Origin of the sequence: Shewanella sp. TC10, from assembly GCF_009663145.1 — a bacterium.
GTDB lineage: Bacteria > Pseudomonadota > Gammaproteobacteria > Enterobacterales > Shewanellaceae > Shewanella.
On sequence record NZ_VKHR01000047.1, the window covers coordinates 17,151 to 43,391 of the forward strand.

Here is a 26,241-nt window from a genome sequence, read left to right on the forward strand (position 1 = left end):
AATCCCTTAACAATTGATGCTTAAATTAAAATCCCCAGAAGAAATTGGTAATTAAGAAAAGAATAAACATACTGATAAAGTTAATGATAATACCTGCTCGCATCATCTCAGATTGTTTTATATAACCTGAGCCAAATACAATGGCATTAGGTGGTGTAGCGACTGGTAACATAAAGGCACAAGATGCCGCGATACCAATAACCACAGATATCATGACTGGTGAGAGTCCTAGTGGCTCGGCAATAGCTGCAAATACCGGAACCAATAATGCCGCACTTGCTGTGTTACTGGCAAATTCAGTCAATAAGACCACAAAAGCAATGACTGCAATCACAAACAGCGCCATGTGAGCATTACCAAAAATATCCGTTACAAAATGGGCTAAGAATACACTCGTGCCAGTTGCTTTAAGTACCGCACTCAGGGTTAAGCCACCGCCGAATAAGATAAGTACGCCCCAATCAGTTGTCGACTCAATTTTTTTCCAATCAACTAACTTAAGACCTGCTAAAACTACAACTGCCCCTAACGCCACTATCGTATCGAACTTACTAATGCCACCTAAAGCTTGGGAAAGTGGTTTACTGAATATCCAACAACAAACGGTCGCTATGAACACCACTAAGGTTAGCTTGCCACTTATTGTTAGAGACTCTGTCTCAGTTTTTATTTCGCAGCGTGCTGATAAGTCAGGCTTTAAAAAGATGTATAAAGCAATCAACATAGCTGGCAGCATTAAGGCAACCGTAGGCAGGCCGAACGCCAACCAATCACTAAAGGTCAATCCTACCTGAGCGGCAGCAATTGCATTTGGTGGACTACCCACTAAGGTACCAATACCACCAATGTTGGCAGAGTACGCAATACCTAGCAGTACAAATAAGTAAGTGGTTTTATGATTTTTAAATTCAAGTTGATGCAAAATACCTAAGGCTAATGGCAGCATCATCGCTGCTGTTGCGGTATTACTGATCCACATAGACAAAATGGCTGTGACCAAAAACAGTAATAAACACGCAATACTGAGTTTACCTTTGGAAAGTACCAACACTTTCTGTGCAATCAGCCTGTCAATTCCCTGATGGTTCAATGCCGCCGCCAGAACAAAGCCCCCAAAGAATAAATATATAATGGGGTTAGCAAAATTGCTCATGGCAGTTTGAGTATCAAACACATTTAAAAAGACCGCGATAATAGGAATCAAAATCGCTGTAATACTGATATGAATGGCTTCAGTTAACCAAAGCACTGCCGCAAATATCAATAACGACAGACCAGTATTCACCCCTGGCTCAAACGGTAAAAAATTGTATAGCAAAGCGAATAGCGCAATATTACTAAACAAAATAATAAAGTCTTTTTTATTCTTCACTGCTGTAGATGACTTGTTCGGTGTGTTTTCCATTAAAGCGCCCTCCCTTATTTTTTATTGGGAACAATGTAAAGCACACAAGTGGATAAGATAAAGCACTGTTTTTTAGTTAATTTATTACTTTTGAATCAGACAAACTTGTGAGTTCCCGCACACTTAACCATTGATTTGAGAGCCATACGAACAATCACCATGCTAATCTTGTGGTAATTAAGTTCCAAATAAACGCTTTTTAGTATTAGCTCTAGTAAAACTGAATGTTTCATCCCATTCAAAAACTGTGACACACATCTAACAATGAAACAGTCCAACCTGTGCTCAAGCACTTTATTGGCGATAACGTGAGCGAGATCTAAATAGGAAGGCATAAAAAAACCTACTAGTTAAGTAGGTTTTTATTTTAGCTTTCAATGAATTAAAAGATTTATCCGAAAATATTTCAAACAATTCCTTTAGGTTATCAATAACTGAAATCGTAAATTGCAGTTAAACAGTATTAGTTGAATTAGCTTATTAAGAACATCATTTTGCACGACAGTGAAATTCGATATTACTTAACCTCAACTCTGGATAAGAAAGTCATATAGATATCTGTTTTCAATAAGTTACCATCTTAAACAATTCAGTATAGAGGTTTTAGATGGATAACAAGGCAAAATCATAAGTCAATAGCTAGCCTATTGCGTTGATTTTAAAGCAGTTAGGCGCTAAAAACGCTGTGCTGAGTGGCTTAAATTATCCAAAGCTGAGGTTACTTACCCAATAGTTACTTACCCAATAGTTACTTACCCAATAAGTAGTCCAGTCCACTACAAATTGCTGCGACTTGCGCCAAAATACAATTTTCATCGTCTGATAATGGGCTATCAGGGTATACCTCTGTGGTCGTTTTATATTGAGCTTGGGTTAAGCCTGCACACAAGCCAAGTTCTCCACATGGGTAGTTAATGACGCCAAACTGAGCTAAATCCACTCCAATTAATTTCCCATCTTCATCAGCTGGGGCAATATGAGTAACTTGCTCAACGCCTTTGATAATTGCGCGTTGAAACTCTGCTTGAGGGTTTTCTGTATCACCCACTAGGTAAAAGCCGTCTGGAATATTCCAGTTATTATTGACGATGCCATCTCTTGCAGCTAATGCAGGTCTGAACTCAGAGTTATCAGTATCGGTGGTTTCGTGTAAATCAATATGCGCCAGCACATCAACATTAAGTTCAGCCATCACCTTTAATAATGCTGCAGACTCTTCAGCTGGACTATTTGGATAAAATGAACGGTTTGGGTCAACCGCATTAGGGTTCCAGCGATTGATCGTTTCATAACCCCAAGGGCTCACACATGGCGCGACGATGATATTAAAGTGCTCGGCATATTGCTCAGCTTTAGTTTCAACAAAACGAATCGCACCTTGCACTCCGCTGGTTTCATAGCCATGAACGCCACCAGTGACTAATACAACAGGTTTGTTTTCATCCCAAGCTGATTTAACCAGTAATAAAGGGTATTTATTTTCATCGTATGAAAGCGCGCCATACTGGGAAATGTTAAAGCGGTCCCTTAATGCATCAATTTTACTGACCACTTGCTGCTGATAACTGCGTTTAATTTGTTGTTGCGACAACCATTGTTTTTTATTTTCATCTGACCATTTTTGCCCAGTCACACCAATGCCATATTGCTTGCTCGTTTGCATATTTATCCTAGTTGTCATTATTATTTTGGTTATTCTAACACTATCGTTTTATAAATTAGTTTCGAAATCTTCCTTTGCTATTCACTCTTCAGGGACTGTTGTTAAAACTATAGTTAGGACTATAGTTCTAACAACAGCGAGTACTAAAACCAATACCTAAAGCTAAGCGACAGGAAGGTGATCTTTTACAGATAAGCTGTATGAGAAAAAGCGAGTGTCTTTTACAAAGCCAATCTTTTCATAAACAGATTGTGCGGGGAAATTAACTTTTGCAGTACCTAAGTCGACCCGCACAGCCTCGATTCCTCTGGCAAGCTCTATAGAACACTGGATAAGTTTATGAGCGACGCCTTGATTTCTCGAGTTAGGGTCGACAAATAAATCATTAAGAACGAGTACCCTGCCCAATTCAACCGACGAGAAAGTTTGATAATTAAGTACAAAACCGACAACTTGTTGTTTATCGTCATAAGCGGCAAAAATAAACGCGTCTTGGTTTGTTAAGCGCTCAGACAAATAAGCAGCATACTCACTAACAGGTGAGTTCACACCATAAAACGTCATGTATTGCGTAAATAAAGGCAAAATGTCGTTAAAATCGGTCAAGGTTATACGGTTAATAATCATCACTTCCCTCATGGATTGTTTATTAATTTTAGTTTTTGCTAAGGCCTAGAAGTTCAGCCTAAGCCTAGCAATATTTGTATCGTTACAAACCAGAATTCTCTAGCTCTATTTCATCTAAACCTAACTGTTTTGCATAGCTCATGTTAGGCACAATTCTAAACTCAAACTTTAAAATTTTATGGCAAGCTTCATAAAACTCTTCGCCTAGCCATTGCTTGTCGTATTGTAATAATGCTCTAAGTATTGCATCAGCTCCAGATCCTTGTTTAATTGACTCTGGCGCCATTGCATCAATAAAGCTAGCAACTAGTCCATAAAGGTCTTTCTCTGCTTCGCCTTCTACAGACCATAATGTTGGATCGGCATATTGCGCAGCATAATGACTCGCAGCTATATCAGAACCAATACCAAAGTTAACCAGTGTGGCTTTTTCATCACGGCAAATAATATTCTTAGGACAAATCGCCCCATGATGGATGTCTAAACTGTGAAGGTATTGCAGGGCTGTTAGCAGTTGCACAAACCACAAACGAGGTTGACCCACTTCAATAGTGGCGACCTCATCAAGGCCAACGCCTTGGACCCAATCTCTTGCAATGAATAAGTCATCAGACTGGGGCAACTGCCCAAAGGCCAATACACGCTCCACATGAGGATGATATATTTTAGCTAAACTGCGGTACATATTACTTAAGGTGTGCCACTGATTATCAACATCTTGGTAAACACTGACACAACATGGGTAATTACCTTGAAGGTGCATAGCACGCCAGAGCTGGCTTCGTGAGGTGGCAGAAATAAATTTATCTAAACGATAGTGATGATCAACCACAGCGCCTTTTTCTACTTCAATTTTCTGCGGTAAGGTATCGCAGACACCTAAATCAATCAGTGCAGATAAATCACAACGGATTGCATCTAAATCAATTGTGCTACCTTTAGCTGCTGCGCGATACCATTGGTAAATACGTGGTTGTAATGTTTTTTCAGCTAAGTCCAAAAATGCATTAGCGTATGCTTTGATGTCTTCACTGGTGTTCAATGAATCTTTAATATCAATGAACTCTACGTCAGCATCTTCAGAAATAAAGATACAGTTATCAGCCCAACCACCAATGGTATATCCACGACGATGGATTTGCTGAAGACCTGTCACGCTGCGGCGCAGTATTTCGAGCAGTTGATAAGTGGTTTGTTTTTCAATATCAAAGATATTTAATGGCACACCGCGTGGCATTCTAATCGGCAGTACCACTTGTTCGCCATCTTGAATTAACGGCGCACAAAATGGCACACAACTGCAGCCGGACAATGATTGAATCCGTTTAAATTCATCGCGGAGCTTTTGCTCATGGGAATTGGCTTCAATCGCGTCTTCAAACTGGCTGATGACTAAAATTTTAAGTAACCAAGGAGCAGTCCAACCACCTGGGTTATATTCCGACTGCCAAACTTCTAACCCTTGCTGTAAAAACAAACATTTAAGCTTAATAAAGTCTTGGATTTTATTATTACGCTGCTCCACAAGTGCTACTTGGCCAATGGTATCGAGCACCATTTCTTTTTGTGTTTCTGTAACTGGGTGGATATGCGGCGCTGTTAAACCCCATTCCTTGGTTAAAGCTGCAATAATTTTAGCTGGGGTATAAATGCTCAGTTTACCAGTGTCTTTTTCAACGAGGATCTCTTCGCCTTTACGACCCGTGACAAACACCATGCCCTGACACCATGGGGCATAGACACCAACAGGGATTTTATTTTTTAATTTTCCAGCTAGTACACGTGCAACATAGTTAGCTTTCGATAAGCTATTATCTACATGTCTGCCATCTAAAGACCAAGCGTGCAGCCCAGCATTTAAGCGGCCAATATAGCCTTTAACATCGACAACATAGACGCCAAACTCCCCTACGACTAGCGCATCAACTTCCATCGCTTGTCCGGTATGAGTTGGAATTTCTACATTGGTGAGGAGTAAATAATCTTCAGGAAGTTCGTCGGATAAAAGAGAAAATGCCCAACGTTCGGCGTCGTTAACTGGGGTACCAAAGCTAATATGTCTTGCCATTGAAAATGCGACTCCATTAATAATTATTATTATCTATAAATCATTCTGCATATGACTCCATCCTATAATAGAAAGACACAAAAAAACCACCTTAAAGGTGGTTTTTGTTTTCAATTGCTTAACAGTCAATATGTTGTTATTGCTTAACCTAACCAATTAGTTGAATTAACGGTATTTAATTGGTGAAAAGCATTTAAGTAAATAACATCTGCTATCAACAATGTCTTAACGGCAATTGATTAATGAGTATGTGAATGGCCATCTTCTGAGTCGTCAGCAAACTCATCATCACCATCTTGATGTTGCATTACGCCCCATCCGTCGGTCATGCCATCAAATTCTTGTGCAAAAGTATTCAGCTCAATTTCTTTAGCAACTAAATCGTCATAAGTAGGCACCATGTTTAGACAAACAATCAGTTCCCACTTTTCAATTTCTTCGCTGAAATTTAATTCAAGCTCACCATCAAGATCAGTTTGTGCGAGTGCTTCTAGCGCAGACTCAGCATCGCGCTGATCATCAAAAATTAAAAAGAAATCGACGTCTAATGCTACCGATAAATCGATACCAGAATCAGCCATTGCTGCTAACATTTTACCATTATCATCATCAGGGAATTGCATTATTCTGTCCTTATGCACTGGCAACAATTTTAATTAGCTCGCCATTGAATTCAATGACATCGCCCACAACACATTTTTTACGTTTACGAGTATCAACTTCGTTATTCACTTTAACGAAACCTTCAGAGATAACGTGCTTAGCTGCGCCGCCGCCATCCACTAAACCTTGTACTTTTAATACTTTATATAACTCTACAAACTCATCACCACTCAAAAGTGGGAACTCTGCAACTTCGCTGCTCATTTAATATTGGCCTTTACTCATAAATATGTCGGCTATTATACCTGAACATGAATTAATACCAATCTTAAAACCCACCAACTCATGTAAAGGATAACTCAATTCCTATTAGCAGGCGTCGAGCATACTGACAGGATCAGGGTGAATATAGTTGAAACCCAGCTGTTGGCAAATTAAATCGCCGATAATTGTTTTACTCGGCATACTTTGTTGATTAAATTCAGGCTCATCTAAACCCAAATGCAGCGCTGCTTGGCGATAAAACTCTGCACGAGTTGGGTGTTTAGGAGCAGCAAGATTATAAATACTTGCTACGTTTTTTCCTTTTGCTGTCGCTGCGAGAATAACACTCACCGCTTGAATGCAATCATCTAAATGAACGAGGTTTACCGCGACATTGCCACCAGCAATATCTTGCCTTCCGGCAAAAAATTTCCCAGGATGCCTTTTAGGGCCAATTAAACCTGAAAAGCGGATTATGCAAGCGTTCTCCATTTCAGCGAAATGTGATTCGGCCTCAAGTAATATTTTACTTTTATCATCATATGCTTGGGCATCAGTTTCATGCATATCTTCATCGGTTGAGGGGTAAACCCCTGTGGTGCTAATAAAAATGACTCGCTGATATTGACGGCTACCAATAAGCGCCTTTAAACGCTCGATATGATTAAGGTATTGGCTCTCTCCACGCCTAAGCCCTGGAGGGATATTTACAATAAGTGCATCGGCTTCAAACAATGAAGATAGCCTATCAGCTTCTTGATCAAATGTTTCATCATTGATTTGAGTTAAGTTGAGCTGATAAGCAATCACTCCCTGCTGACTTAAATCATCACAACCTTGCACTGTTGTTTTGGTGCCAGCGACTTGGTATTCATCACTCACTAATTGCAGAGCTAGAGGTAAACCAAACCAGCCGCAACCCACAATTGCTACTTTGTTCATTTATTATTCCATCATTATTTATATTTGAAGTATATGAACGTTAATCAAACGTAGAAAAGTCCATATTGCTATAAAGCTAGGCTTGCCATTCGATGAGTCTTAAATATGGCTATTCTTTTATATGGCTTAGGTAAAAACAGACAGGACTTTGAGCTTGTAGCGTGCTAATCACTTTTTCAGATAAAGTATCAATTTTGATAGTTTCTACAATATTCACATCTTCATCGGTTAAACAGCGAAAAGACGCTTGGCCACCATGATCATTACAACTGTATATGTGTGGTTTTTTTGAATCCCGTGAAGTCATCATCACTTTGGCAATACAACCATCTGATAGCGTAACGATTGAACCTGGAGGATATATTCCAAGCACTTTAACTAGCACCTGAATAAGATCTTTATCATGCTTTCCAGCTCGAGTTTTGAACAAAGTGCCAAGCGCAACTTGAGGCGAACCTGTCTTCATCAATAAACCTGCATAGTCATTTGCCAGTGCAGCGATTTGAGTAAGCTTGGGAATTTTGATTTCGGTCAGTTTATTAGGGTATCCGCTACCATCAAGAAACTCATGGTGGTGCAGTACTATATCCAGCATTGGTTCAGGAAATAACCCACTCCTATCAAGCATTTCATAGCCCAGATTGGGATGAGTCTTCATATAATTGACTTCAACCTTTGTTAAATCGGTTCGCTTACGCCTTATAACATCAGGAATTTTTAGCTTACCCACATCATGAAACACACAACCTAGGGCTAAATCACGTAACTCACTGTGACTGAGTCCAATATTATTTGCCATCATCATGGCTAACACAGCAACTGATACACTATGTTGAGTGATACTTGGCTCTTTCTCTACGCTGGTGACGAAAACTATTTCTGGTTGCTTGCTCTCACCAAGATGGGCCATTAACTGCTCTACCACAGTGGCAGATTCACGATACGAAACTTCTGGGTCGCTCACCACTTTACTAAAAGCAGGCCTTAAATCACTGGCGGCTTTATTGAATCTTTGCTGACTAGAGTGAACTGACTTTTTAATTGCCCCTTGGATATCAAACTCAGGAACCACTTCTTCAACTACAATTTCTTCAGCCTCATCATTACTTTCTAATAAATGCATCCCACCTATAACGGTGACATAAGTAATATCTAAGCTATTAATTAATTCTATCTCTGCCTGAGAAGTGACAGGGACTTTATTTCTGAAAAAAGGATTATTGAACCACGACAGAGGCAGTTTGACCGTTAAGCCAACCACCAATTGCGACAAAGGTATATTTATTGATTCCGTTTTTGACACTATGACTTACCTTCGAAATATCCATTTAATCTATTGGTAATAATAAACAGGCAAACTAAACCTGATCATTTTAATCTTTTACATTTTTGTCCGTTCTGTCATCACTATTTGGCGTTAACGGCTGTGACAAGGCACTGCTATTTCTTGGTCGATTGTAATGCTTAATGTGATGGTCATCGACTGCTTGTTCAATCAATTGTTTACTATTATCGGCGACATTATCTAACTCTTCAGCTTGAGCGAGTTCTTTCGCACTTTCAGCTTGCTGATAATTGGTTTCTTTCTGCCAATCTTCAAAGTAATAATGCAGCCGTTTGGATTTCAGTAAATAAATACATGACCAAAAGATAAATAATGCATCTAATGCAAAGCTTACCCGAAACAAAAAGTCATCATGCATAAGCCGTTGATTTAATATTATGGCATCGACTATTAATAATAGCCAAAGTCCGTATTTAATCTTATTAAATAAAGGCCTAGCAAACTGAGGCGCGCGTTTTCTTTCTGCAATGATTAACCCATAGATAATAACTGCGCCCACACCAGCCACTAATGCCATTAGAAAGTCAGTTTTGTCAGGATAAAATAACCTAACTAAACCTGACCGGTCATTAAACTGAGTGAGTGATGCAGCAAAGACACACCAGCCACGGGCAAGAAATATCAATATCAAATACAGAAATATGGGCGGTTTAATGTGGCCTTTCTCATCTAGCCAAGTGATATTACTGAAATTCACTGAATACCTATTATTAGCGATTTAAATTTAAAAATCTGATGCTGGTGTAATACACATGAGGGCAAAACCTCATAAAACAAGCAAGATGCCAAATCTAAACAGTAATATCACTGTAAATAACGCCCAAACCACTCATTTATGGTGCAGGAATTATTGCACTGAGTTTTGAGTACTGAGTATTGAGTTCTGATTACTTAGTAATGAGTACTGACTTAACCATTCAATAAAGCCAAAAGCTGCTCTTCATCCATGATTTTTATCCCTAAATCTTGCGCTTTAGCAAGCTTAGAACCAGCAGCTTCACCCGCCACAAGACAATCTGTATTTTTAGATACGCTACCCGCGACTTTGGCGCCCATAGCTTGCAGCTGTGCTTTGGCGTCATTGCGGTTTAACTGAGTTAAGGTGCCAGTTAATACCCATGTTTGACCTTTAAGGCTTAACTCTGCTTCATCAACAGATTCAATAGCAGGCCAATTAACTCCTGCTTCAATGAGTTTGTCGATCACCTCTAGGTTGTGGGGTTGAGCGAAAAAGTGAGAAATATGCTTAGCGACAATTGCGCCCACATCATCAACTTCCATTAACTCATCCACATTTGCAGCTTTAATTGCTTCTAAAGTTTTATAATGGCTGGCTAGGTTTGCAGCAGTGGCCTCACCGACTTCACGAATGCCTAAGGCATAAATAAAACGCGATAAAGTCGTCGTTTTAGCATCATCAATTGCGGCTATTAATTTGGTTGCCGACTTCATTGCCATACGCTCGAGCATGGTTACCATTGAAGCAGTGATGGTAAATAATTCTGCTGGGCTTTGAACTAACTCTTTATCAATTAATTGCTCAACAACTTTGTCGCCCATACCATCAATATTAAGTGCTTTACGTGAGGCAAAATGTTTAATTGCTTCTTTACGTTGCGCTTCACAAAACAAGCCGCCACTACAACGTGCTACCGCTTCACCTTCAAGACGCTCCACTAAGCTTTGACACACAGGGCATTCTGACGGGAAGGTAATATCTTTAGCATCTTCAGGGCGTTTTTCAGGTACTATTGCCACAATTTGCGGTATGACATCACCCGCTCGGCGAATGATCACTGTGTCGCCTACTTTGACGCCTAATCGAGCAATTTCATCTGCGTTATGTAATGTGGCATTAGAGACTGTGACACCACCTACAAACACAGGTTTAAGGCGCGCAACAGGAGTAACAGCACCGGTTCGACCTACCTGAAAATCAACTTCTTCAAGTAAAGTCATCTCTTCTTGAGCAGGGAATTTATAGGCAATAGCCCAGCGTGGTGCCCGCGCAACAAAACCTAAAGTGGATTGTTTAGCGATATCATTGACTTTAATCACTACGCCATCGATCTCATAGGATAAAGCCGAACGTCTTGCCATGATGTCAGCATAATAGGCAAAGACTTCAGGTAAAGTGCTGCACACTTTCACTTCTTGACTTAATGGTAACCCCCAATCTTTTAACTGGTTTAATTGACCGAAATGACTGTCAGCTAAAGGTGTGTCTTCCCCTTCAACCACGCCTAATGCGTAAGCATAAAAACCCAATGCACGAGTGGCGGTAATTTTACTGTCTAACTGGCGCAAGCTACCTGCCGCTGCATTTCGTGGGTTAACAAAAGCCTTTTCACCTTTAGTTAATTGGCGCTCGTTTAAAGCATCAAAAGCTGCTTTAGGCATGATAACTTCACCGCGAACTTCTAAAAGCTCAGGAAAATTGTCACCACGAAGCTTTAGCGGTACAGAATTAATAGTACGCACATTATCAGTAATATCCTCACCCACAGCGCCATCACCGCGAGTTGCAGCACGCTCAAGTACTCCATTGCGGTATAAAATACTCACAGCTAAACCATCAAGTTTTGGCTCACAACAATAACTCACGGTATCGACTTTGTCGGTAATACGTTTATTGAACGCTTCAAAGTCAGCTTCTTCAAATGCGTTATCTAAACTAAGCATAGGTTTAAGGTGAGTAATTTGATCAAACTTAGCCAAAGGTGCGCCGCCTACTCTTTGAGTCGGAGAATCGCTACTTACAAGCTCTGGGTGCGCTGTTTCAATGGCGATTAAGCGTTGCATTAATCGGTCATATTCAGCATCTGGAATGCTAGGCGCATCATCAACATAATATCGGATGTTGTGGCTGTGAAGTTCAGTACTGATCTGCTGTAGTTCGGTTTTAATGTCTTGCATAAAATCACTCATCTAAAGACAAATAAGGCCGCAAGCGCGGCCTCATTTAAAAGTTGAATCAATTAAGGTTTATGATACTGCCCTAATTCTAGCTAAATATTGTTGTTTATTGGTTTCTGTCCAAGCTAAACGTTTGTCATCCATCACTTCTGCACCTAGGTCATCAGCCAGTTGCTGCGCTGAGTTAAGCATAATAGAGAAGTTCATTAATGGATCGCCATGACAAGGAAGCGTCATAAATAGCACCACGCCTTGGGTTACAAATTGTTCCATGTTATCAGGGTCAAATACACCTGGCTTTAACATGTTAGCCATTGAAAACAGCACTTTGCCATTTCCAGCATTATCTAAATGGCGGTGGAAAATATCCATATCGCCAAACTTAAAGTTTAATGACAATAGACATGGCAATAATTCAGCACCATGTAACTGCTCACCTTCGCGGGCAACCACATGTAGTACCAATACATCTTGAGGATCGCCTAATGGCTCTTCAGCTTCTTTTACTGGCTCAGCTGTAACTGACTTTGCAACTGGCGCAGTCTGTTCTACTTGAGGTTCTGCACCAAATTCAGAAGATGCTTCTGCTACTAATGCTGGCTCTTGATCAACAAAGGTCTCTGTGGATTGTTGCTGAATAGTTTGAGGATCAGCTTGGGCAACTGATGGCTGAGATGACTCGAAACTATCTTCAGCAAACAACGCTTGTTGAGTTGGAATATGTGGCTCAATGGTTGGCGCTACCGTATCAATGATAGGTTCTGCTGTTGGCTGAGGCTCTGCTGCTTGAGAATGTATAGGAGCTTGATTTTCAGTGCCACCAGCCTGCAATACTGGTTCTGTGCGCCCAGGATTGTAGCTAGGAGCTTGAGCATTAACTGCTGATTGATTTTGTAACCCAATGCCTTTTTTAGAGCCCGCTTCATTGACTTCAACATCGTTATGAGCAGACAGAGGCTGCATTGCTGGCGCTTGCTCTGTGTCGCTGTTTGGTTCATTTTCATTTTTAACGCGTCTGACTTCACCAATACCGTCAGCATCAAAACCTTGAGAATCTCGCTGTTGTGATTGTTCTTTATAAAACCCTGTCATTGGGTTGTCTTTGAGGGTTTTAGGTTGTTGTTTACGAATTGACCAAAAACCATGAACTAGTACTGCGATAATTGCTATTGCACCTAGTACAAACAAAACCAGTTGAAAATCTTCCATTGGTGACCCTGTAATCCTGTTTATTCCGCGTCGGCAAGTGCCACCGCTTCATCGATATCTACTGCGACTATACGTGAAACTCCAGGTTCATGCATAGTGACACCTATTAATTGATCAGCCATTTCCATAGTAATTTTATTGTGGCTGATATAAACAAACTGCACACTCTGTGACATCTCTTTTAGTAAGCGACAAAAGCGCTCAACATTGGCATCATCTAGAGGTGCATCAACTTCATCTAGCATACAAAAAGGTGCTGGATTCAGTCTAAATATGGCAAATACTAATGATAAAGCGGTTAACGCTTTTTCTCCACCACTAAGAAGGTGAATTGTACTATTCTTCTTACCTGGTGGTTGCGCCATAATTGTCACACCCGTTTCGAGTAAATCATCATCAGTTAACGCAAGGTAAGCCTTACCTCCACCAAAGACTTTTGGAAACAGTTTTGATAAGTCAGCATTCACCGCATCATATGTGATTTTAAATCGACTTCGAGTTTCCTTATCGATTTTACGGATGGCTTCTTCAAGACTCGCTAAACCTTTATTTAAATCATCATCTTGATTATCTAAATAAGCTTTACGTTCGCTCTGCTGCTCAAACTCTTCAATTGCGGCAAGGTTAATCGCCCCTAAATGACTGATTCTTGCTCGTACTTTATCAAGTTTTTTTTGCCAAACACTGACTTTGGCAGCTTCAGGGATCTGTTTTAGCACCGCCTGAATATTTATCTGTTGTTCTTCAAGTAATTGGTACTGGCCATTGGCCTGACCTTTTAAACCTTCACGACGTAACTTTAACCCGCTGAGCTTTTGAGTCAAGTCTTGAAGGCCACCAAGCTGTTGTTTTTGAATCAATACCGCACTATCTAGTCGAGTTTGTAACTCTGCCTGTTGAGTGCGATTTGAATTTAACAATTGTTGCTTTGCTTGCTGGATGTCTAATTGCTTTGAGAGTTGCTGCTGCAGTTGCTCAAGCTGTTTATCACCTAAACTTTCGTTACTTTGTTGCTGAGATAAGTTCAGCTGATTAATTTGCTCAACTAATCGTTCGCATTGCTGCTGCTGTTGAACTAATTGAGCTTGGGTGACTGCAGCTTTAGTTTGTAAATTTTGTAATTGCTGACGAATTTGCCCCACGTCTCTGTCATGTTGACTGCGTTTGGTTTTAAATTCGCGCAATTGATTACTGGCAGTTTGCCAGTCTTGATTGGCTTTTTGCTGCTCAGACAGTTGTTGTTTATGCAGGTTGTTAAGCTGCTCAGCCTCAAGAGTTAATTGCTCAATTTGTTGCTTGGCAACAGATATTTGCTTCACACAACTTGCGACTTGCTCATCAAGAGTCACTCTTCTACGCTGATTTAGCTGTTGCTGCTTTAACAAACTTTGGCTTTGGGCATCGAGCTTACTGCACTCAAGTTGCATTTGATGACATTTAGCTTGAGAAGCAGACATTTGTGCATGGACATCAGCCACTTGTTGAGTAAGTTCACTCACAGATACTTGTTCACTCACTAACTGAGCTTGTAATTCATCGATTTGAACAGATAGCTGCTGGCGCTCATTTTTCAAAGCAAGTTCTGACTGCTTACCTTCAGTTTTACTGATAACAAAGCCGTGACCTAATAAGTAACCATCTTTACTGGCAACGATAGCCGAATTATCTTTTACTGCAGTGGTTTCAAGTAAACGTTTAGCTTGGTTGATATCTTCTGCCCAAATCACATGAGATAACCAAGGGTTAAGATTGACCGGTGCGCTGAATTGCTCAGTTAAACCCGCAAGTGAATCATCAATGGTAAAACCTAAATCACCATTGGCGTCATTCGCATCAGCGCTCAACACTCTAGTATTTAATACACCTTGAAGCACCAGCTCAACAGCCTGCTCCCAACCTGGGGTGACTTCAATAACTTGCCAAAGCGCTTTGCTGTCATCAGGCTCATTGTTGCTTAACCACTGGTCAATTAACTCATGCCTGGCAGTTATTGATGTTAAGTGCTGCTTATTTTGCTGATATTGCTCACTCACTTGTTGTAAATTAGCTTGTTTGTCTTCTAACTCTTCAGTGAGTTGATGCTTTATCTCATCTTCTATTTCAAGTTGTTGCGTAAGGCCACTGATCTGCGCATCTAACTGGGTTAATTCAGTTTGACTATTTTCATCAGTATTGTGTTGCTGCTCGGCTTTTAGCTCAATTAATTGCTGTTGCTGCTGAGATAAAGATAATTGTTGATGCTGCAGTTTATTCTGGGTTAATGCCGCTTCCATTTTGGCATTAGAGGCCGCATCTGATAACACACTTAAATGTTGTTGTAAGTCTGCCGCACTCTCATCAATATCATGTAACTGTTCATCTATGATTTGCAGCTCATCCTCGCTAAGCGCTAGTGATGGCGTTAACTGAGCAACCTCAGCTTTAAACTGCTGCTCTTGAATCGTCAGCGTCTGCAATTCTTCAGTCGCTAACTTTTGCTGACTGATAAATTCTTGTAGCTGTTTCTCAAGTTGTGAGTCTTGTTGCTGCTGATGCTTTAATTGTTGTTCTAGTTTAGCGATTTCAGTGCCAGCTTGATAAAACTGAGTCACCAAATTTTGTTCTGAATCAGATAAATCAGCTAATTGGGCTTTTAATTGGGTCAAGGTCAGTTCGGTGCTTTCACCATCGGCATTAGCTGATGCGATATTCACATCAAGTTGCTGCATTTCTTTATCAATCACACCCGTTTGATTTTGCAGTTCTTGATAACGCATCACTAGCAACTGTGAATGTAAATCTCGTTCTTGCTGTTTTAACTCGCGGTACTGCTTTGCAGCTTGAGCTTGTTGATCTAATTTTTCTAATTGACTACCAAGTTCTAACCGAATGTCACTTAATCGCTCAAGGTTTTCTCGAGTATGACGAATACGGTTTTCGGTTTCGCGGCGACGCTCTTTGTAACGAGATATTCCGGCGGCTTCTTCAATAAAGACTCGAAGTTCTTGAGGCTTAGATTCAATTAGCCTTGAAATGGTACCTTGCTCAATAATGGCGTAACTGCGTGGTCCAAGCCCTGTACCCATAAATAGGTCGGTAATATCTTTACGTCGACATTTCTGACCATTTAAATAATAATTCGAATCACCTTCTCGACTCACTTGACGCTTAACTGAAATCTCTTGATAACTGGCATATTGACCAGATAATCTACCATCTAGGTTTTCAAAACTAAGCTCGATACTGGCGACAGATACAGGCTTACGGGCGCTTGAACCGTTAAAAATAACGTCCATCATCGAGTCGCCACGTAAATGCTTGGCACTACTTTCCCCTAACACCCAACGAACAGCATCAATCACATTGGATTTTCCACAGCCGTTCGGACCAATAATGGCCGTTAAAGGTTGGTTAAAGGGAATTTTGGTGGGGTCAACAAACGACTTAAAGCCAGCAAGTTTTATTTGTTTTAATCGCATTTTGCTTGTGTGGTCGTCCGTAAGGATGAAAGATAATCAATTAGTCTGACAAAGACATTTTACTAACTTTACCAATCACGCTGCATTTTGTAACGATTTTTATGACTTAAACACACTTTAAGGCTTGTTTTCCGACCAATGCATCACCACAATCAGTAATAAGCAGTTTTTTCAAGGACGTATTAGATGGCAGTCAAACCCGTAAAAAGTGGCGTTAACTATTTTATTGATGGCTTTAAGCTGATAAAACAGCCAGGCCTTCGTACCTTTGTATTCATTCCTTTAATGGTTAACTTGGTGTTATTTTCAACCGCTATTTATTTTGCTGTGGGCAAATTAGATGAGCTTTTTGGCTGGATGAACAGCCAAATTCCTGAATATCTTACCTGGCTTAACTTCTTTCTATGGCCGCTGGCAATTATTAGCTTATTGGTAGTGATGTCATTTGTATTTAGCTCAGTGATGAACTGGATTGCCGCACCATTTAATGGCTTATTGGCTGAAAAAGTCGAAATGCACCTAACAGGCAAGTCATTAAACTCTGGCACGACTATCGACTTAATCAAAGATCTGCCTCGTATTCTTGGCCGAGAATGGATAAAACTTAAATACTATTTGCCACGAGCATTAATCTTTTTAGTTTTATTTATCGTTCCTGTGGTTGGCCAAACCGCTGCGCCGATTTTATGGTTTTTGTTTAGTGCTTGGATGATGGCGATTCAGTATTGTGATTTCCCGTTTGATAATCACAAGGTACCATTTAACGATATGAAATTTGCTTTAAGTCAAACTAAAGGCACCAGCTATACCTTTGGCGCAACCGTGACATTATTTTCGATGATCCCGATTGTTAACTTCATCGTGATGCCAGTGGCCATTTGTGGCGCTACAGCCATGTGGGTTGACAAATATCGTGAAGCTTACAAACACCCTGAGATAGCACCTGAATAAGTTTTAAAAACCACTTCATTAGAAATGAGTAAACGCCCTGACTTCACGTTGGGGCTTTTTATTGCGCTAAATTCTCGATACCAAACCTTTAAAACCAAAGCTTCTACACCAAACCTTCAATAATAACTTTCAGCAACAACCTCTGTAACAATTTGAAACCATTATCGTACAAATAATTAACGACCTTATTGTAAGTTTTTGCGACAATTGCTCAAACTACATAAAAATCAGCGTGCATTGTGAACAAAATCTTTTCTATTCAGACTCTTTCAGCTGGATTGTTATTGGCGAGCAGCACTTTATCAGCCCCTGTATTAGCTGGTAACCCAGAACAATTCAATGTCACTATTCCGACCTTGTCTACAGGTGTTGAGATAGATGGCGACTTATCCGAACCACAATGGCAGCAAGCGGCTAATGTGCAGCTTAAATATGAAACCTCACCAGGTGAGAACATTGCAGCGCCAGTAACCACTGATGCTAAAATTTTTGCCACAGAAACCAGTTTATTTGTTGCCTTTATTGCTCATGATATTGACCCAACTAAAATAAGAGCCAATCTACGTGACCGAGATAATTCTTGGGGCGACGATCAAGTGGGTATCAAGCTTGATACGTTTAATAATGCGCGTCTGGCTTATCAGTTCTTTATCAACCCTTATGGCGTCCAAAACGATTCGATAGAAAATGAACTTACCGGTCAAGAAAGCGATGCATGGGATGGCATTTGGTACAGCAGTGGCAAAATTACGCCAAAGGGATACCAAGTTGAAGCTGAACTGCCTTTAAGGTTATTTAACTTTGATGACAGTAAAGATATCCAAACTTGGGGAATTGAATTAGTCCGTTTTTATCCTCGTAATGAGACCCATAGAATATCTAGCCACAAAATTGACCGAAATGTGTCGTGTCAGTTATGTCAGCTTGGAACTGTTACTGGTCTTGCGGGCGCTCAACAAGGACAAGATATACAAATAACCCCTTCGATAGTTGGAGCACGTAACAGCCAACGAGAGTTAAACCCTAGTCAGCCTTGGGAAGATGACGATAATGTTGAAGTTGGTCTCGACCTACGCTGGGGGATCACCCCAACAACATTGTTAAACGCCACCATTAATCCTGATTTCTCTCAAGTTGAAGCCGATTCAGGACAGCTAGATGTCAATAATAACTTTGCTTTGTTTTACCCTGAAAAGCGGGCTTTCTTCTTAGATAACAAAGATTACTTTGATACCCAACTCAGCTTATTACATACCCGAAATATCAGCTCGCCTGATTATGGGGTGAAGATCACCAGTAAAACAGATGATCACACGCTAGCTGTACTTGCCGCCAACGATGAACAAACTCAGTTTCTGGTACCTGGAAATTTAAGCTCTGATGTCGCCACCATTGATGAAGAAAGCTATAACCTCGCCGCACGTTACCGATTTGACCCAAGTAAAACATTATCTTTTGGTGGTTTAGTCACAGCAAAACAGTCTGACAATTACCATAACTATGTCGCCAGTTTTGATACTAAATGGCAACCCACTGAGCAAGACACTTTTACTGCTCAGTATGTGTTTTCCGACACCGAATATCCTGAAGACTTTTTCCAGCAGTTTTGTAACGGCGATGATTGCTCAACACCACCACAGGAATGTGAAACAGGCAATTGTGACTATAACGAGCGTGTTCTGCGTACCAAAAAACAAGATAACTTTTCTGACAGTATGTATCGCATCAGTTATGACCATGACCGACGTAATTGGCGTGCCTTTTCTCGTTTCGAATCAATTGGCGAAGATTTTAGAGCTGACTTAGGTTTTATTGAACGCATTGATGCTAGTAAGTTTGTTGCTGGCGGTAATTACTATTGGTATCCAACAAATAGCTTTTTTAACAAAATTGATTTTGGTGGTGACTGGGATATTACCCATAACCAAAATAATGAAAAAATAGAGCAAGAAGCCGAAGCTGCAATTAGGCTTAATGGTGGTTGGCAGAGTTATATTGCCAGTGGCTATGTTCATAAAGACCGAGTTGGTCGCCGCCAAGACTCCTCATCTTTAGCAATTGATGACAATACCACCATGTATACCATTGACTTGATGTGGTTTTATACCAACTTTGTGCCAATTGAATCGTTAAAGCTTGAGTTAGATGTCAACTATGGCGATGACATTGATTATGCAAACGATCGACCAGCCACTGTCACTATGTTTAATCCCGCTTTTGAGTGGAAAATTACTGAGTCAGTTATTTTAGATGTGAACCATAAATACCAAGCTTTAGATGTTGATGAAGGCCGTTTATTTACCGCAAATTTAACTGACTTGCGTCTTAACTGGCAAATCACATTAAATAGCTTTTTACGTTTAACCAGTGTTTACACCGATATTGAACGCGACCCTGATTTATACAAATATCAAACACCAAATGAGCAGTATCAAAAATTAGGCAATGAGATTTTATACGGTTATAAACTCAATCCGCAAAGTGTATTTTATGTTGGTTATTCAGATGGGTTAATTGCAGATGATGATATTGACTCATTAACCAAAAGAGATGAAACCTACTTTATGAAGGTCAGCTACGCTTGGTTGTTGTAGGTTTTGCTGTAGGTATTTCTTTAAGGTGCGGATGTGGTTGAAGATGTAGGTTTAGGTTTAGGTTTAGATTTAGGTTTAGCTGTAATAAGCCCCCTAAATAAACCACGGTTTATCAACTCATAGTTACATAAACAATACGGCTTTCAATGTGAGAGTTAAAATACACCAACAAAAAAAGGACTGCTCAGCAGTCCTTTTTAATGTGCGTTTTTCAACTAAATTCCATTAATAAATCACGCGATTACGTCCAGCTTCTTTAGCTTCATATAGCCCCAAGTCAGCGCGATGTAATATAGTATCTAGATTGATATCGGTGTTTTCAGCACTCGCTATTCCACAACTGAAATTAACGGTTAATTCACCAGCATCAGTAGCGAATGGCTGCCCAGCAAGTTGCTGCCTAAATTTATCCATCACAGTAAAAGCGCGCTCACCGTCGAGGCCTTTAAATGCCACGACAAATTCTTCGCCACCAAAACGCGCGACAGTAAAGTGTTGTCCAAATGCAGTTTTCAAACGCTTAGCAAACTCAAACAAAACCTGATCGCCCACATCGTGGCCGTAGGTATCATTGACGTTTTTGAAGAAGTCGATATCAATCAAGCCTAAAGCAAATTGACCTGCTTCACTGACATCTTTTTCGTGCTGTTTAAAGAAGTAGCGACGAGTATATGCTTTAGTCAGGTAGTCTCTATTAGCTTGTTCCCAAAGGCTACGCAGCATATCGAGAGAGTCTAAGGTATTTAATACTCGGCAATGAAACTCTTCATGAACAAAAGGTTTTTGTAAAAAATCGTTGGCGCCATTTTTTATGAAACGAGCTGACAAGCTTTCATCAGTGTCATTTGATAAACCAATAATAGCTAAATCTTCTCGGCTGAACTTTTCACGCACTTTAAGAATTAACTCAAAACCATCGACATTAGGCATATTGTAGTCAGTGATGAGCAGCTGAATGTCTGGTGTTTCGTTTAATACTTGAATAGCCTCAGCACCATCACAAGCTTCGAGGACTGTAAATAACTGTTGCTCTAACAGCACTTTAACGAATTTACGACTTACAACAGAATCATCGGCTACCAATACTTTTACATGTTGGTTTTGATCTAAGCGAGCAACCAGTTTCACTACATATTCATAGCTAAAACGATTTTCTTTCAGTACGTAATCAGCAATACCGAGTTTCAGTAATTTTTTACGCTGACGAGAGTCTAAGTTTGAAGATAAAACGATACAAGGAGTTTGATAAGACATCAGCACCAGTTGCGCGATTTCGCCATCTGGTGCATCTGGAAGGTTTAACTCTGCAACAACCACAAAGTATTTATGCTGTTCCAATAAAGCATTGGCTGATGATACATCAGCTGCAACGTCAACTTCACAATGCAAGTCTTGCATTAATAAATGCCGAAGGACTTTCGATACCGCTTCGTTATCTTCAACAATCAGAATTCGCAATTAATTCACCCATTTTACTATTAGGTCTTTTCGAGAATGATGCTCCCAATAGAATAGCCAGCACCAAATGAACACAGGAGCCCTAAATCGCCGGTTTTAAAATCTTGATTGTATTTATGAAATGCAATAATCGACCCGGCTGACGCAGTGTTAGCATATTCATCTAATACTACTGGAGCTTTACCTTTTGTAACATTATCACCGAGAAGTTTACGAACTACAAACATATTCATATTAATATTCGCTTGATGTAACCATAAGCGTTTAAATTCATTAGCTTGTATTTGCTCTTGCGCTAGCTGCTTATCTAAATGTTGGTAGATCATTGGCAGCAATTCTTTGAATACTTTACGGCCTTGCTGATGAAATAACTTATCACTATTTTGCGCATTGTCTGGATCACAGCGATTTATATGACCAAAATTACTTCTAATATTATTAGAGTAATCAGTAAAGCACTGACTTGATAGCACATTGAATGCATGTTCTGACTGTGCAATCGAAGCTTTTTCAACCACTACAGCGGTTGCCACATCACCAAAAATAAAATGGCTGTCTCGGTCACGGTAGTTCACTTGTGGAGAGCATATTTCAGGGTTAATCACTAATACTCGCGAAGCCGTACCTGACTGAACCGCATTCACCGCATTAACAATGGCAAATGTTGCCGAAGAACATGCAACTAGCATGTCATAAGCAAAGCCTTTAGTTCCCATTGCTTGTTGAATTTCTATCGCAATAGCAGGATATGAGCGCTGAGTATAAGCACAGGCAACAATGACTAAATCAATATTCTCAGCACTCAATTGAGCTTGCTCAAGCGCCTTTTTAGCCGCTTTAATGCCAATTTCTGCTTGCATTGATAAAGCCTCAGATGGCATATCTTTAATCAGTGGCATCATCACTTTTGGATCTAATATGCCCTCTTTAACCATGACATAGCGATTTTTAATCCCAGACGCTTTTTCAATAAACTCCGCAGAAGAATGAGATAACGCAGTGACTTCACCCGCCGCAATCTCAGCCTCATGCTGAACATTGAACTCATCAACATAAGTGTTAAAGCTTGCCACTAACTCTTCATTACTAACACTGTGTGGAGGTGTGTATAAACCACTTCCAGAAATTACCACTTTATTCATATTATATCTGCCGTATCTATATTTATTAAAACAACAACTTATCTTTAAATTTAAAACAAGATTGACCTAACCAGACTCTTATTAACTATATAAGGCGTCAATAGACATAGATAAATTGCGCTTTTGTAACATCAGTCTATTACCTTATATGCCGATCACTAAGTACTAATTAATGATTTACTGATGGTCAGACCATCCAAGTTCAATTAGCGTGCTTAACTAAGACATTGTTATATAAGCAGATGCTTTATTATTATAAATGAGTTTAGTTTAATAACTAAAAGGAATAACGAATAACAAACTATCACTGTTAAAGACCCCTAAACCGATTATCATTAGACAATGCCAACATAGGAGCAAACCATGAGCAACATTTACGAAGACAATTCATATACGCTAGGTAATACCCCACTAGTGCGCCTTAATCGAGTAAGCAATGGTAAAGTGTTAGCCAAAGTTGAAGCACGTAACCCAAGTTTTAGTGTTAAGTGCCGTATTGGCGCAAACATGATTTGGGATGCTGAGAAAAAAGGCACCCTAACTAAAGAAGTCGAGCTAGTTGAGCCAACTTCAGGTAACACAGGTATTGCATTAGCATATGTTGCTGCTGCACGTGGTTACAAACTAACCCTAACCATGCCAAACACCATGAGTCTTGAGCGTCGTAAGTTGCTTAAGGCATTAGGTGCTAACCTTGTGTTAACTGAAGGCGCTAAAGGAATGAAAGGCGCGATTGATAAAGCTGAAGAAATTCGTCAATCTGATCCTGCTAAATACCTTATCCTAGGGCAATTTAGCAACCCAGCTAACCCAGAAATCCATGAAAAAACTACCGGTCCAGAAATCTGGAATGATACTGACGGTGAAGTTGCAGCATTTGTTGCTGGTGTAGGTACTGGTGGTACGATTACGGGTGTTAGCCGTTACTTAAAAGCACATAACAAAGATATTGTGTCTGTTGCTGTTGAGCCAGTTGACTCTCCTGTTATTGCACAAGCAAAAGCAGGCCAAGACTTAACACCTGGACCGCACAAAATCCAAGGTATTGGTGCAGGTTTCATCCCAGGTAACCTAGATTTAGATATGGTTGATCTTGTTGAAGCAGTAAGCAACGATGACGCAATCGCAATGGCGCGCCGCTTAATGGAAGAAGAAGGTATCTTAGTCGGTATTTCTTCTGGTGCAGCAGTTGTAGCCGCAAACCGCATTGCTGAAAAGCCTGAGTTTGCTGGTAAGAACATTGTTGTCATTCTGCCATCTGCGGCAGAACGTTACCTATCATCTGCATTATTTGCAGGTGCATTTGGCGACAGCGAAAACGTTCAATAACGATTAACCATAACTCACCTTTTTGGTTATTTGTTGTAATAAAGCCCAGCAATTGCTGGGCTTTATTGTGAGTGATAGTGCTTGATAGTACATGGTATTAAAGGCTCATTGATTAAGCTAAATACCACCCAATCCCCCTTAAATAAATAAGATGAAACAGGTTATTCATCTCATTTATCACTAATCATTTCACCAGACTATTCATCTCACCAGAACTGACTTCATGCGTGCTCATTAGTAATATCGGTTCTTGATCATCACCCCATAAGATGTGCTGCTGATACAATAAACCAAGCTTAATCAATAATTTAATCGATGCGGTATTTTGCGGATGGGTAATTGCCCAAATAGGCGAAAGTGATAAGGTTTCATTAGCATAATGCGTTACTGCTCTTGCCGACTCATATCCGTAGCCCATCCCGATATATTGCGGTAAAAAACCAAAACCGATATCTGTGTGCTCAAGTCCATCTCGATTCACTAAACCACACATGCCTATCAAGCAGTCATCTTGATTGCGAATAACAGCGTATAAACCGTAACCGTGAAGCTGATAACTTGGAATAAGCTTGGTCGATAAAAAAGTCTTAGCATCAACTCGGTTTTTGATATTTCTATCACCGATAAACTTTAGATACAGTGGTGAATTCATTAGCTGATAAATGAATTCAGCATCTTCTAACGTGAACTCTCTGAGTGTTAGTCTCTGCGTGGTAATAATTAACAATCCTTATTGCATTCCCTTTGAAAGAATAATCCTATTTACATGATTACATCATTACAGAATGAGGTCTTATTTCAACACATGAGCTGGATCAACTTCTTATTTGATGGCGTTTGTTAACATCGCCGTACTTTACCCTCTCACCTAGAAATTGACTCATTTTATGTCTTTTTACCAATCCCCTAAAAAAATCTCCGCGTTTGATGCAAAATTTGAAGCCCAAAAAATTGCCTTTGCACCAGTTAGCTTTCAAGTCGCACGCTGTCTTAGTCAATTCGGCATTCTTGAGCAAGTCGATACCACTGGCGATGAAGGTATAACATTGCAACAACTCGTTGAAGCAAACGAATTGTCGGAATATGCAATTCATGTATTGCTAGATATGGGACTCAGTATGGGGCTATTTTGGTGTAAAGATGACCATTATCATTTAGACAAAACCGGTCATTTTTTACTCCATGATGATATGGCATCTAAAAATTTAAACTTTATTCATGACGTATGCTATCAGGGTTTATTCGAGCTAGAAGCATCATTAAAACAAGGTAATGCAGCTGGATTAAAGCATTTAGGCGATTGGGAAACCATTTACCCAGGTTTAAGCCAACTGCCAGAGCAAATCAAACGCAGTTGGTTCGAATTTGACCATTATTACTCTGATCATGCATTTGACAGCCTGCTTCCACTCATTTTCAAATCCAAGCCGCAACACATTGTCGATGTCGGTGGAAATACAGGGAAATGGGCATTTGCCTGTACGAGTTTCGATAGCAAGGTCAAAGTCACCATCATGGATTTACCAGGCCAGTTAGCGGTTGCGATGGAGAATGCACGTGCTAATAAAGTTGCTGAGCGAGTACTCCCTTTTGAAACCGATCTGTTAGATGACAAAAAGCCCTTTTGCCAAGGTGCAGACTTATACTGGATGAGTCAATTTCTAGATTGTTTTTCTAAACAGCAAATCGTGACTATTTTAAAACGCACCGTGGCAGCAATGAAACCTAATAGCGAACTATGCATTCTAGAAACTTATTGGGATAGGCAACCCTATGAAGCTGGCGCTTATTGCGTTAACGCAACGTCGCTTTACTTTACAGCAATTGCTAATGGTTACAGCCGCATGTATCACAGTAAAGATATGTTAAAAATGATCAGTGAAGCTGGATTATATGTAGATGAAGACATCGATAATATTGGATTAGGACACACTTTATTACGCTGTAAAGTAAAACCAAACTAAAACCCAGTTAAAACTAATTAAGCCCAAATTAACTCAACAATCTTTAACATGTTAATTTTTAATAAAGCCCATACGTGGGCTTTTTTAACATTTTAGCTGTGACCCCATTCATTATCACACTCAACAAACCCAGCATTTATAGTAGCCAGAGCGATTGTTAAATAGTGATTAACTTCACAAAATCAATTACGCAACATTAAATTTTCACCGTAAAAATGATGCAGTTTGTAACATTTGCAATTGTAGACAATACAACCAACCCCAACGCGACCCTCAAAACCCCAACAATTGAGTTACACAAAA

At 40.0% G+C, this 26,241-nt stretch carries 18 protein-coding genes and 1 pseudogene; 4 read left to right on the top strand and 15 right to left on the bottom strand.

The annotated features are described in order from the left end of the window. Positions 1-25 precede the first annotated feature (25 nt). The 12 genes and pseudogenes from FNZ24_RS15470 to FNZ24_RS15525 form a co-directional block, all read right to left on the bottom strand. The gene (locus tag FNZ24_RS15470; RefSeq protein ID WP_153915634.1) at positions 26-1,405 is read right to left on the bottom strand and encodes an SLC13 family permease; all 1,380 of its coding nucleotides are present in this window, start codon (positions 1,403-1,405) and stop codon (positions 26-28) included. A gap of 748 nt (positions 1,406-2,153) precedes the next feature. After that, entirely contained in the window at positions 2,154-3,068 is a 915-nt protein-coding gene (locus tag FNZ24_RS15475) for a M14 family metallopeptidase (protein WP_153915635.1), read from the bottom strand. A 162-nt stretch (positions 3,069-3,230) separates the two neighbouring features. Further along, positions 3,231-3,695, bottom strand: coding sequence for a GNAT family N-acetyltransferase (locus tag FNZ24_RS15480; RefSeq protein ID WP_153915636.1), 465 nt, complete (start codon positions 3,693-3,695; stop codon positions 3,231-3,233). Between the two features lie 82 nt (positions 3,696-3,777). Further along, a complete protein-coding gene (locus FNZ24_RS15485; RefSeq protein ID WP_153915637.1) occupies positions 3,778-5,763 on the bottom strand; it encodes an NERD domain-containing protein kinase family protein in 1,986 nt (661 codons plus the stop codon). 239 nt (positions 5,764-6,002) lie between these two features. After that, complete coding sequence (locus FNZ24_RS15490) at positions 6,003-6,386, bottom strand: ribonuclease E inhibitor RraB (protein WP_153915638.1); 384 nt, start codon at positions 6,384-6,386, stop codon at positions 6,003-6,005. A gap of 10 nt (positions 6,387-6,396) precedes the next feature. Continuing rightward, positions 6,397-6,630 (bottom strand): RNA-binding S4 domain-containing protein, encoded by a 234-nt coding sequence (locus FNZ24_RS15495; protein WP_153915639.1) that lies wholly within the window; start codon positions 6,628-6,630, stop codon positions 6,397-6,399. Between the two features lie 105 nt (positions 6,631-6,735). Then, complete coding sequence (locus FNZ24_RS15500) at positions 6,736-7,572, bottom strand: SDR family oxidoreductase (protein ID WP_153915640.1); 837 nt, start codon at positions 7,570-7,572, stop codon at positions 6,736-6,738. A gap of 109 nt (positions 7,573-7,681) precedes the next feature. Then, entirely contained in the window at positions 7,682-8,875 is a 1,194-nt protein-coding gene (locus FNZ24_RS15505) for an HD-GYP domain-containing protein (protein WP_153915641.1), read from the bottom strand. A 277-nt stretch (positions 8,876-9,152) separates the two neighbouring features. After that, positions 9,153-9,614: pseudogene (locus FNZ24_RS15510) on the bottom strand (DUF2919 domain-containing protein); the annotation flags it as partial. A gap of 212 nt (positions 9,615-9,826) precedes the next feature. Next, positions 9,827-11,833, bottom strand: coding sequence for an NAD-dependent DNA ligase LigA (gene ligA, locus FNZ24_RS15515; protein WP_153915643.1), 2,007 nt, complete (start codon positions 11,831-11,833; stop codon positions 9,827-9,829). A 69-nt stretch (positions 11,834-11,902) separates the two neighbouring features. Next, complete coding sequence (zipA, locus tag FNZ24_RS15520) at positions 11,903-13,042, bottom strand: cell division protein ZipA (RefSeq protein ID WP_153915644.1); 1,140 nt, start codon at positions 13,040-13,042, stop codon at positions 11,903-11,905. Positions 13,043-13,062: 20 nt separating this feature from the next. Further along, positions 13,063-16,500 carry a chromosome segregation protein SMC gene (locus tag FNZ24_RS15525; protein WP_153915645.1) on the bottom strand — a complete coding sequence of 1,146 codons (3,438 nt, stop codon included), beginning with the start codon at positions 16,498-16,500 and terminating at the stop codon, positions 13,063-13,065. Positions 16,501-16,686: 186 nt separating this feature from the next. Between FNZ24_RS15525 and cysZ the strand changes: the two genes are divergently transcribed. Then, positions 16,687-17,451 (top strand): sulfate transporter CysZ, encoded by a 765-nt coding sequence (gene cysZ, locus FNZ24_RS15530; RefSeq protein ID WP_153915646.1) that lies wholly within the window; start codon positions 16,687-16,689, stop codon positions 17,449-17,451. 239 nt (positions 17,452-17,690) lie between these two features. Continuing rightward, the gene (locus tag FNZ24_RS15535) at positions 17,691-20,045 is read left to right on the top strand and encodes a carbohydrate binding family 9 domain-containing protein (protein ID WP_228768514.1); all 2,355 of its coding nucleotides are present in this window, start codon (positions 17,691-17,693) and stop codon (positions 20,043-20,045) included. Positions 20,046-20,270: 225 nt separating this feature from the next. On the opposite strand, the gene FNZ24_RS15540 is transcribed toward FNZ24_RS15535, so the two are convergent. Continuing rightward, positions 20,271-21,503 carry a response regulator gene (locus FNZ24_RS15540; protein WP_153915647.1) on the bottom strand — a complete coding sequence of 411 codons (1,233 nt, stop codon included), beginning with the start codon at positions 21,501-21,503 and terminating at the stop codon, positions 20,271-20,273. Positions 21,504-21,523: 20 nt separating this feature from the next. Further along, complete coding sequence (locus FNZ24_RS15545) at positions 21,524-22,645, bottom strand: beta-ketoacyl-ACP synthase III (protein ID WP_153915648.1); 1,122 nt, start codon at positions 22,643-22,645, stop codon at positions 21,524-21,526. Positions 22,646-23,008: 363 nt separating this feature from the next. On the opposite strand from FNZ24_RS15545, the gene cysK reads away from it, so the two are divergent. Continuing rightward, the gene (cysK, locus tag FNZ24_RS15550; RefSeq protein WP_153915649.1) at positions 23,009-23,974 is read left to right on the top strand and encodes a cysteine synthase A; all 966 of its coding nucleotides are present in this window, start codon (positions 23,009-23,011) and stop codon (positions 23,972-23,974) included. 184 nt (positions 23,975-24,158) lie between these two features. On the opposite strand, the gene FNZ24_RS15555 is transcribed toward cysK, so the two are convergent. Further along, on the bottom strand, positions 24,159-24,701 hold the full coding sequence (locus FNZ24_RS15555; protein WP_153915650.1) for a GNAT family N-acetyltransferase: 543 nt from the start codon (positions 24,699-24,701) through the stop codon (positions 24,159-24,161). A 160-nt stretch (positions 24,702-24,861) separates the two neighbouring features. On the opposite strand from FNZ24_RS15555, the gene FNZ24_RS15560 reads away from it, so the two are divergent. Further along, a complete protein-coding gene (locus FNZ24_RS15560; RefSeq protein WP_153915651.1) occupies positions 24,862-25,938 on the top strand; it encodes a methyltransferase in 1,077 nt (358 codons plus the stop codon). The last annotated feature ends 303 nt before the right edge of the window (positions 25,939-26,241 follow it).

Bases quoted from the DNA above. Each gene is read 5' to 3' on its own strand.
- FNZ24_RS15485 (WP_153915637.1), bottom strand. From the start codon at position 5,763: ATGGCAAGACATATTAGCTTTGGTACCCCAGTTAACGACGCCGAACGT.
- FNZ24_RS15475 (WP_153915635.1), bottom strand. From the start codon at position 3,068: ATGCAAACGAGCAAGCAATATGGCATTGGTGTGACTGGGCAAAAATGG.
- FNZ24_RS15480 (WP_153915636.1), bottom strand. From the start codon at position 3,695: ATGATTATTAACCGTATAACCTTGACCGATTTTAACGACATTTTGCCT.
- FNZ24_RS15470 (WP_153915634.1), bottom strand. From the start codon at position 1,405: ATGGAAAACACACCGAACAAGTCATCTACAGCAGTGAAGAATAAAAAA.
- FNZ24_RS15525 (WP_153915645.1), bottom strand. From the start codon at position 16,500: ATGCGATTAAAACAAATAAAACTTGCTGGCTTTAAGTCGTTTGTTGAC.
- cysZ (WP_153915646.1), top strand. From the start codon at position 16,687: ATGGCAGTCAAACCCGTAAAAAGTGGCGTTAACTATTTTATTGATGGC.
- zipA (WP_153915644.1), bottom strand. From the start codon at position 13,042: ATGGAAGATTTTCAACTGGTTTTGTTTGTACTAGGTGCAATAGCAATT.
- ligA (WP_153915643.1), bottom strand. From the start codon at position 11,833: ATGCAAGACATTAAAACCGAACTACAGCAGATCAGTACTGAACTTCAC.
- FNZ24_RS15545 (WP_153915648.1), bottom strand. From the start codon at position 22,645: ATGAATAAAGTGGTAATTTCTGGAAGTGGTTTATACACACCTCCACAC.
- FNZ24_RS15490 (WP_153915638.1), bottom strand. From the start codon at position 6,386: ATGCAATTCCCTGATGATGATAATGGTAAAATGTTAGCAGCAATGGCT.
- FNZ24_RS15500 (WP_153915640.1), bottom strand. From the start codon at position 7,572: ATGAACAAAGTAGCAATTGTGGGTTGCGGCTGGTTTGGTTTACCTCTA.
- cysK (WP_153915649.1), top strand. From the start codon at position 23,009: ATGAGCAACATTTACGAAGACAATTCATATACGCTAGGTAATACCCCA.
- FNZ24_RS15560 (WP_153915651.1), top strand. From the start codon at position 24,862: ATGTCTTTTTACCAATCCCCTAAAAAAATCTCCGCGTTTGATGCAAAA.
- FNZ24_RS15495 (WP_153915639.1), bottom strand. From the start codon at position 6,630: ATGAGCAGCGAAGTTGCAGAGTTCCCACTTTTGAGTGGTGATGAGTTT.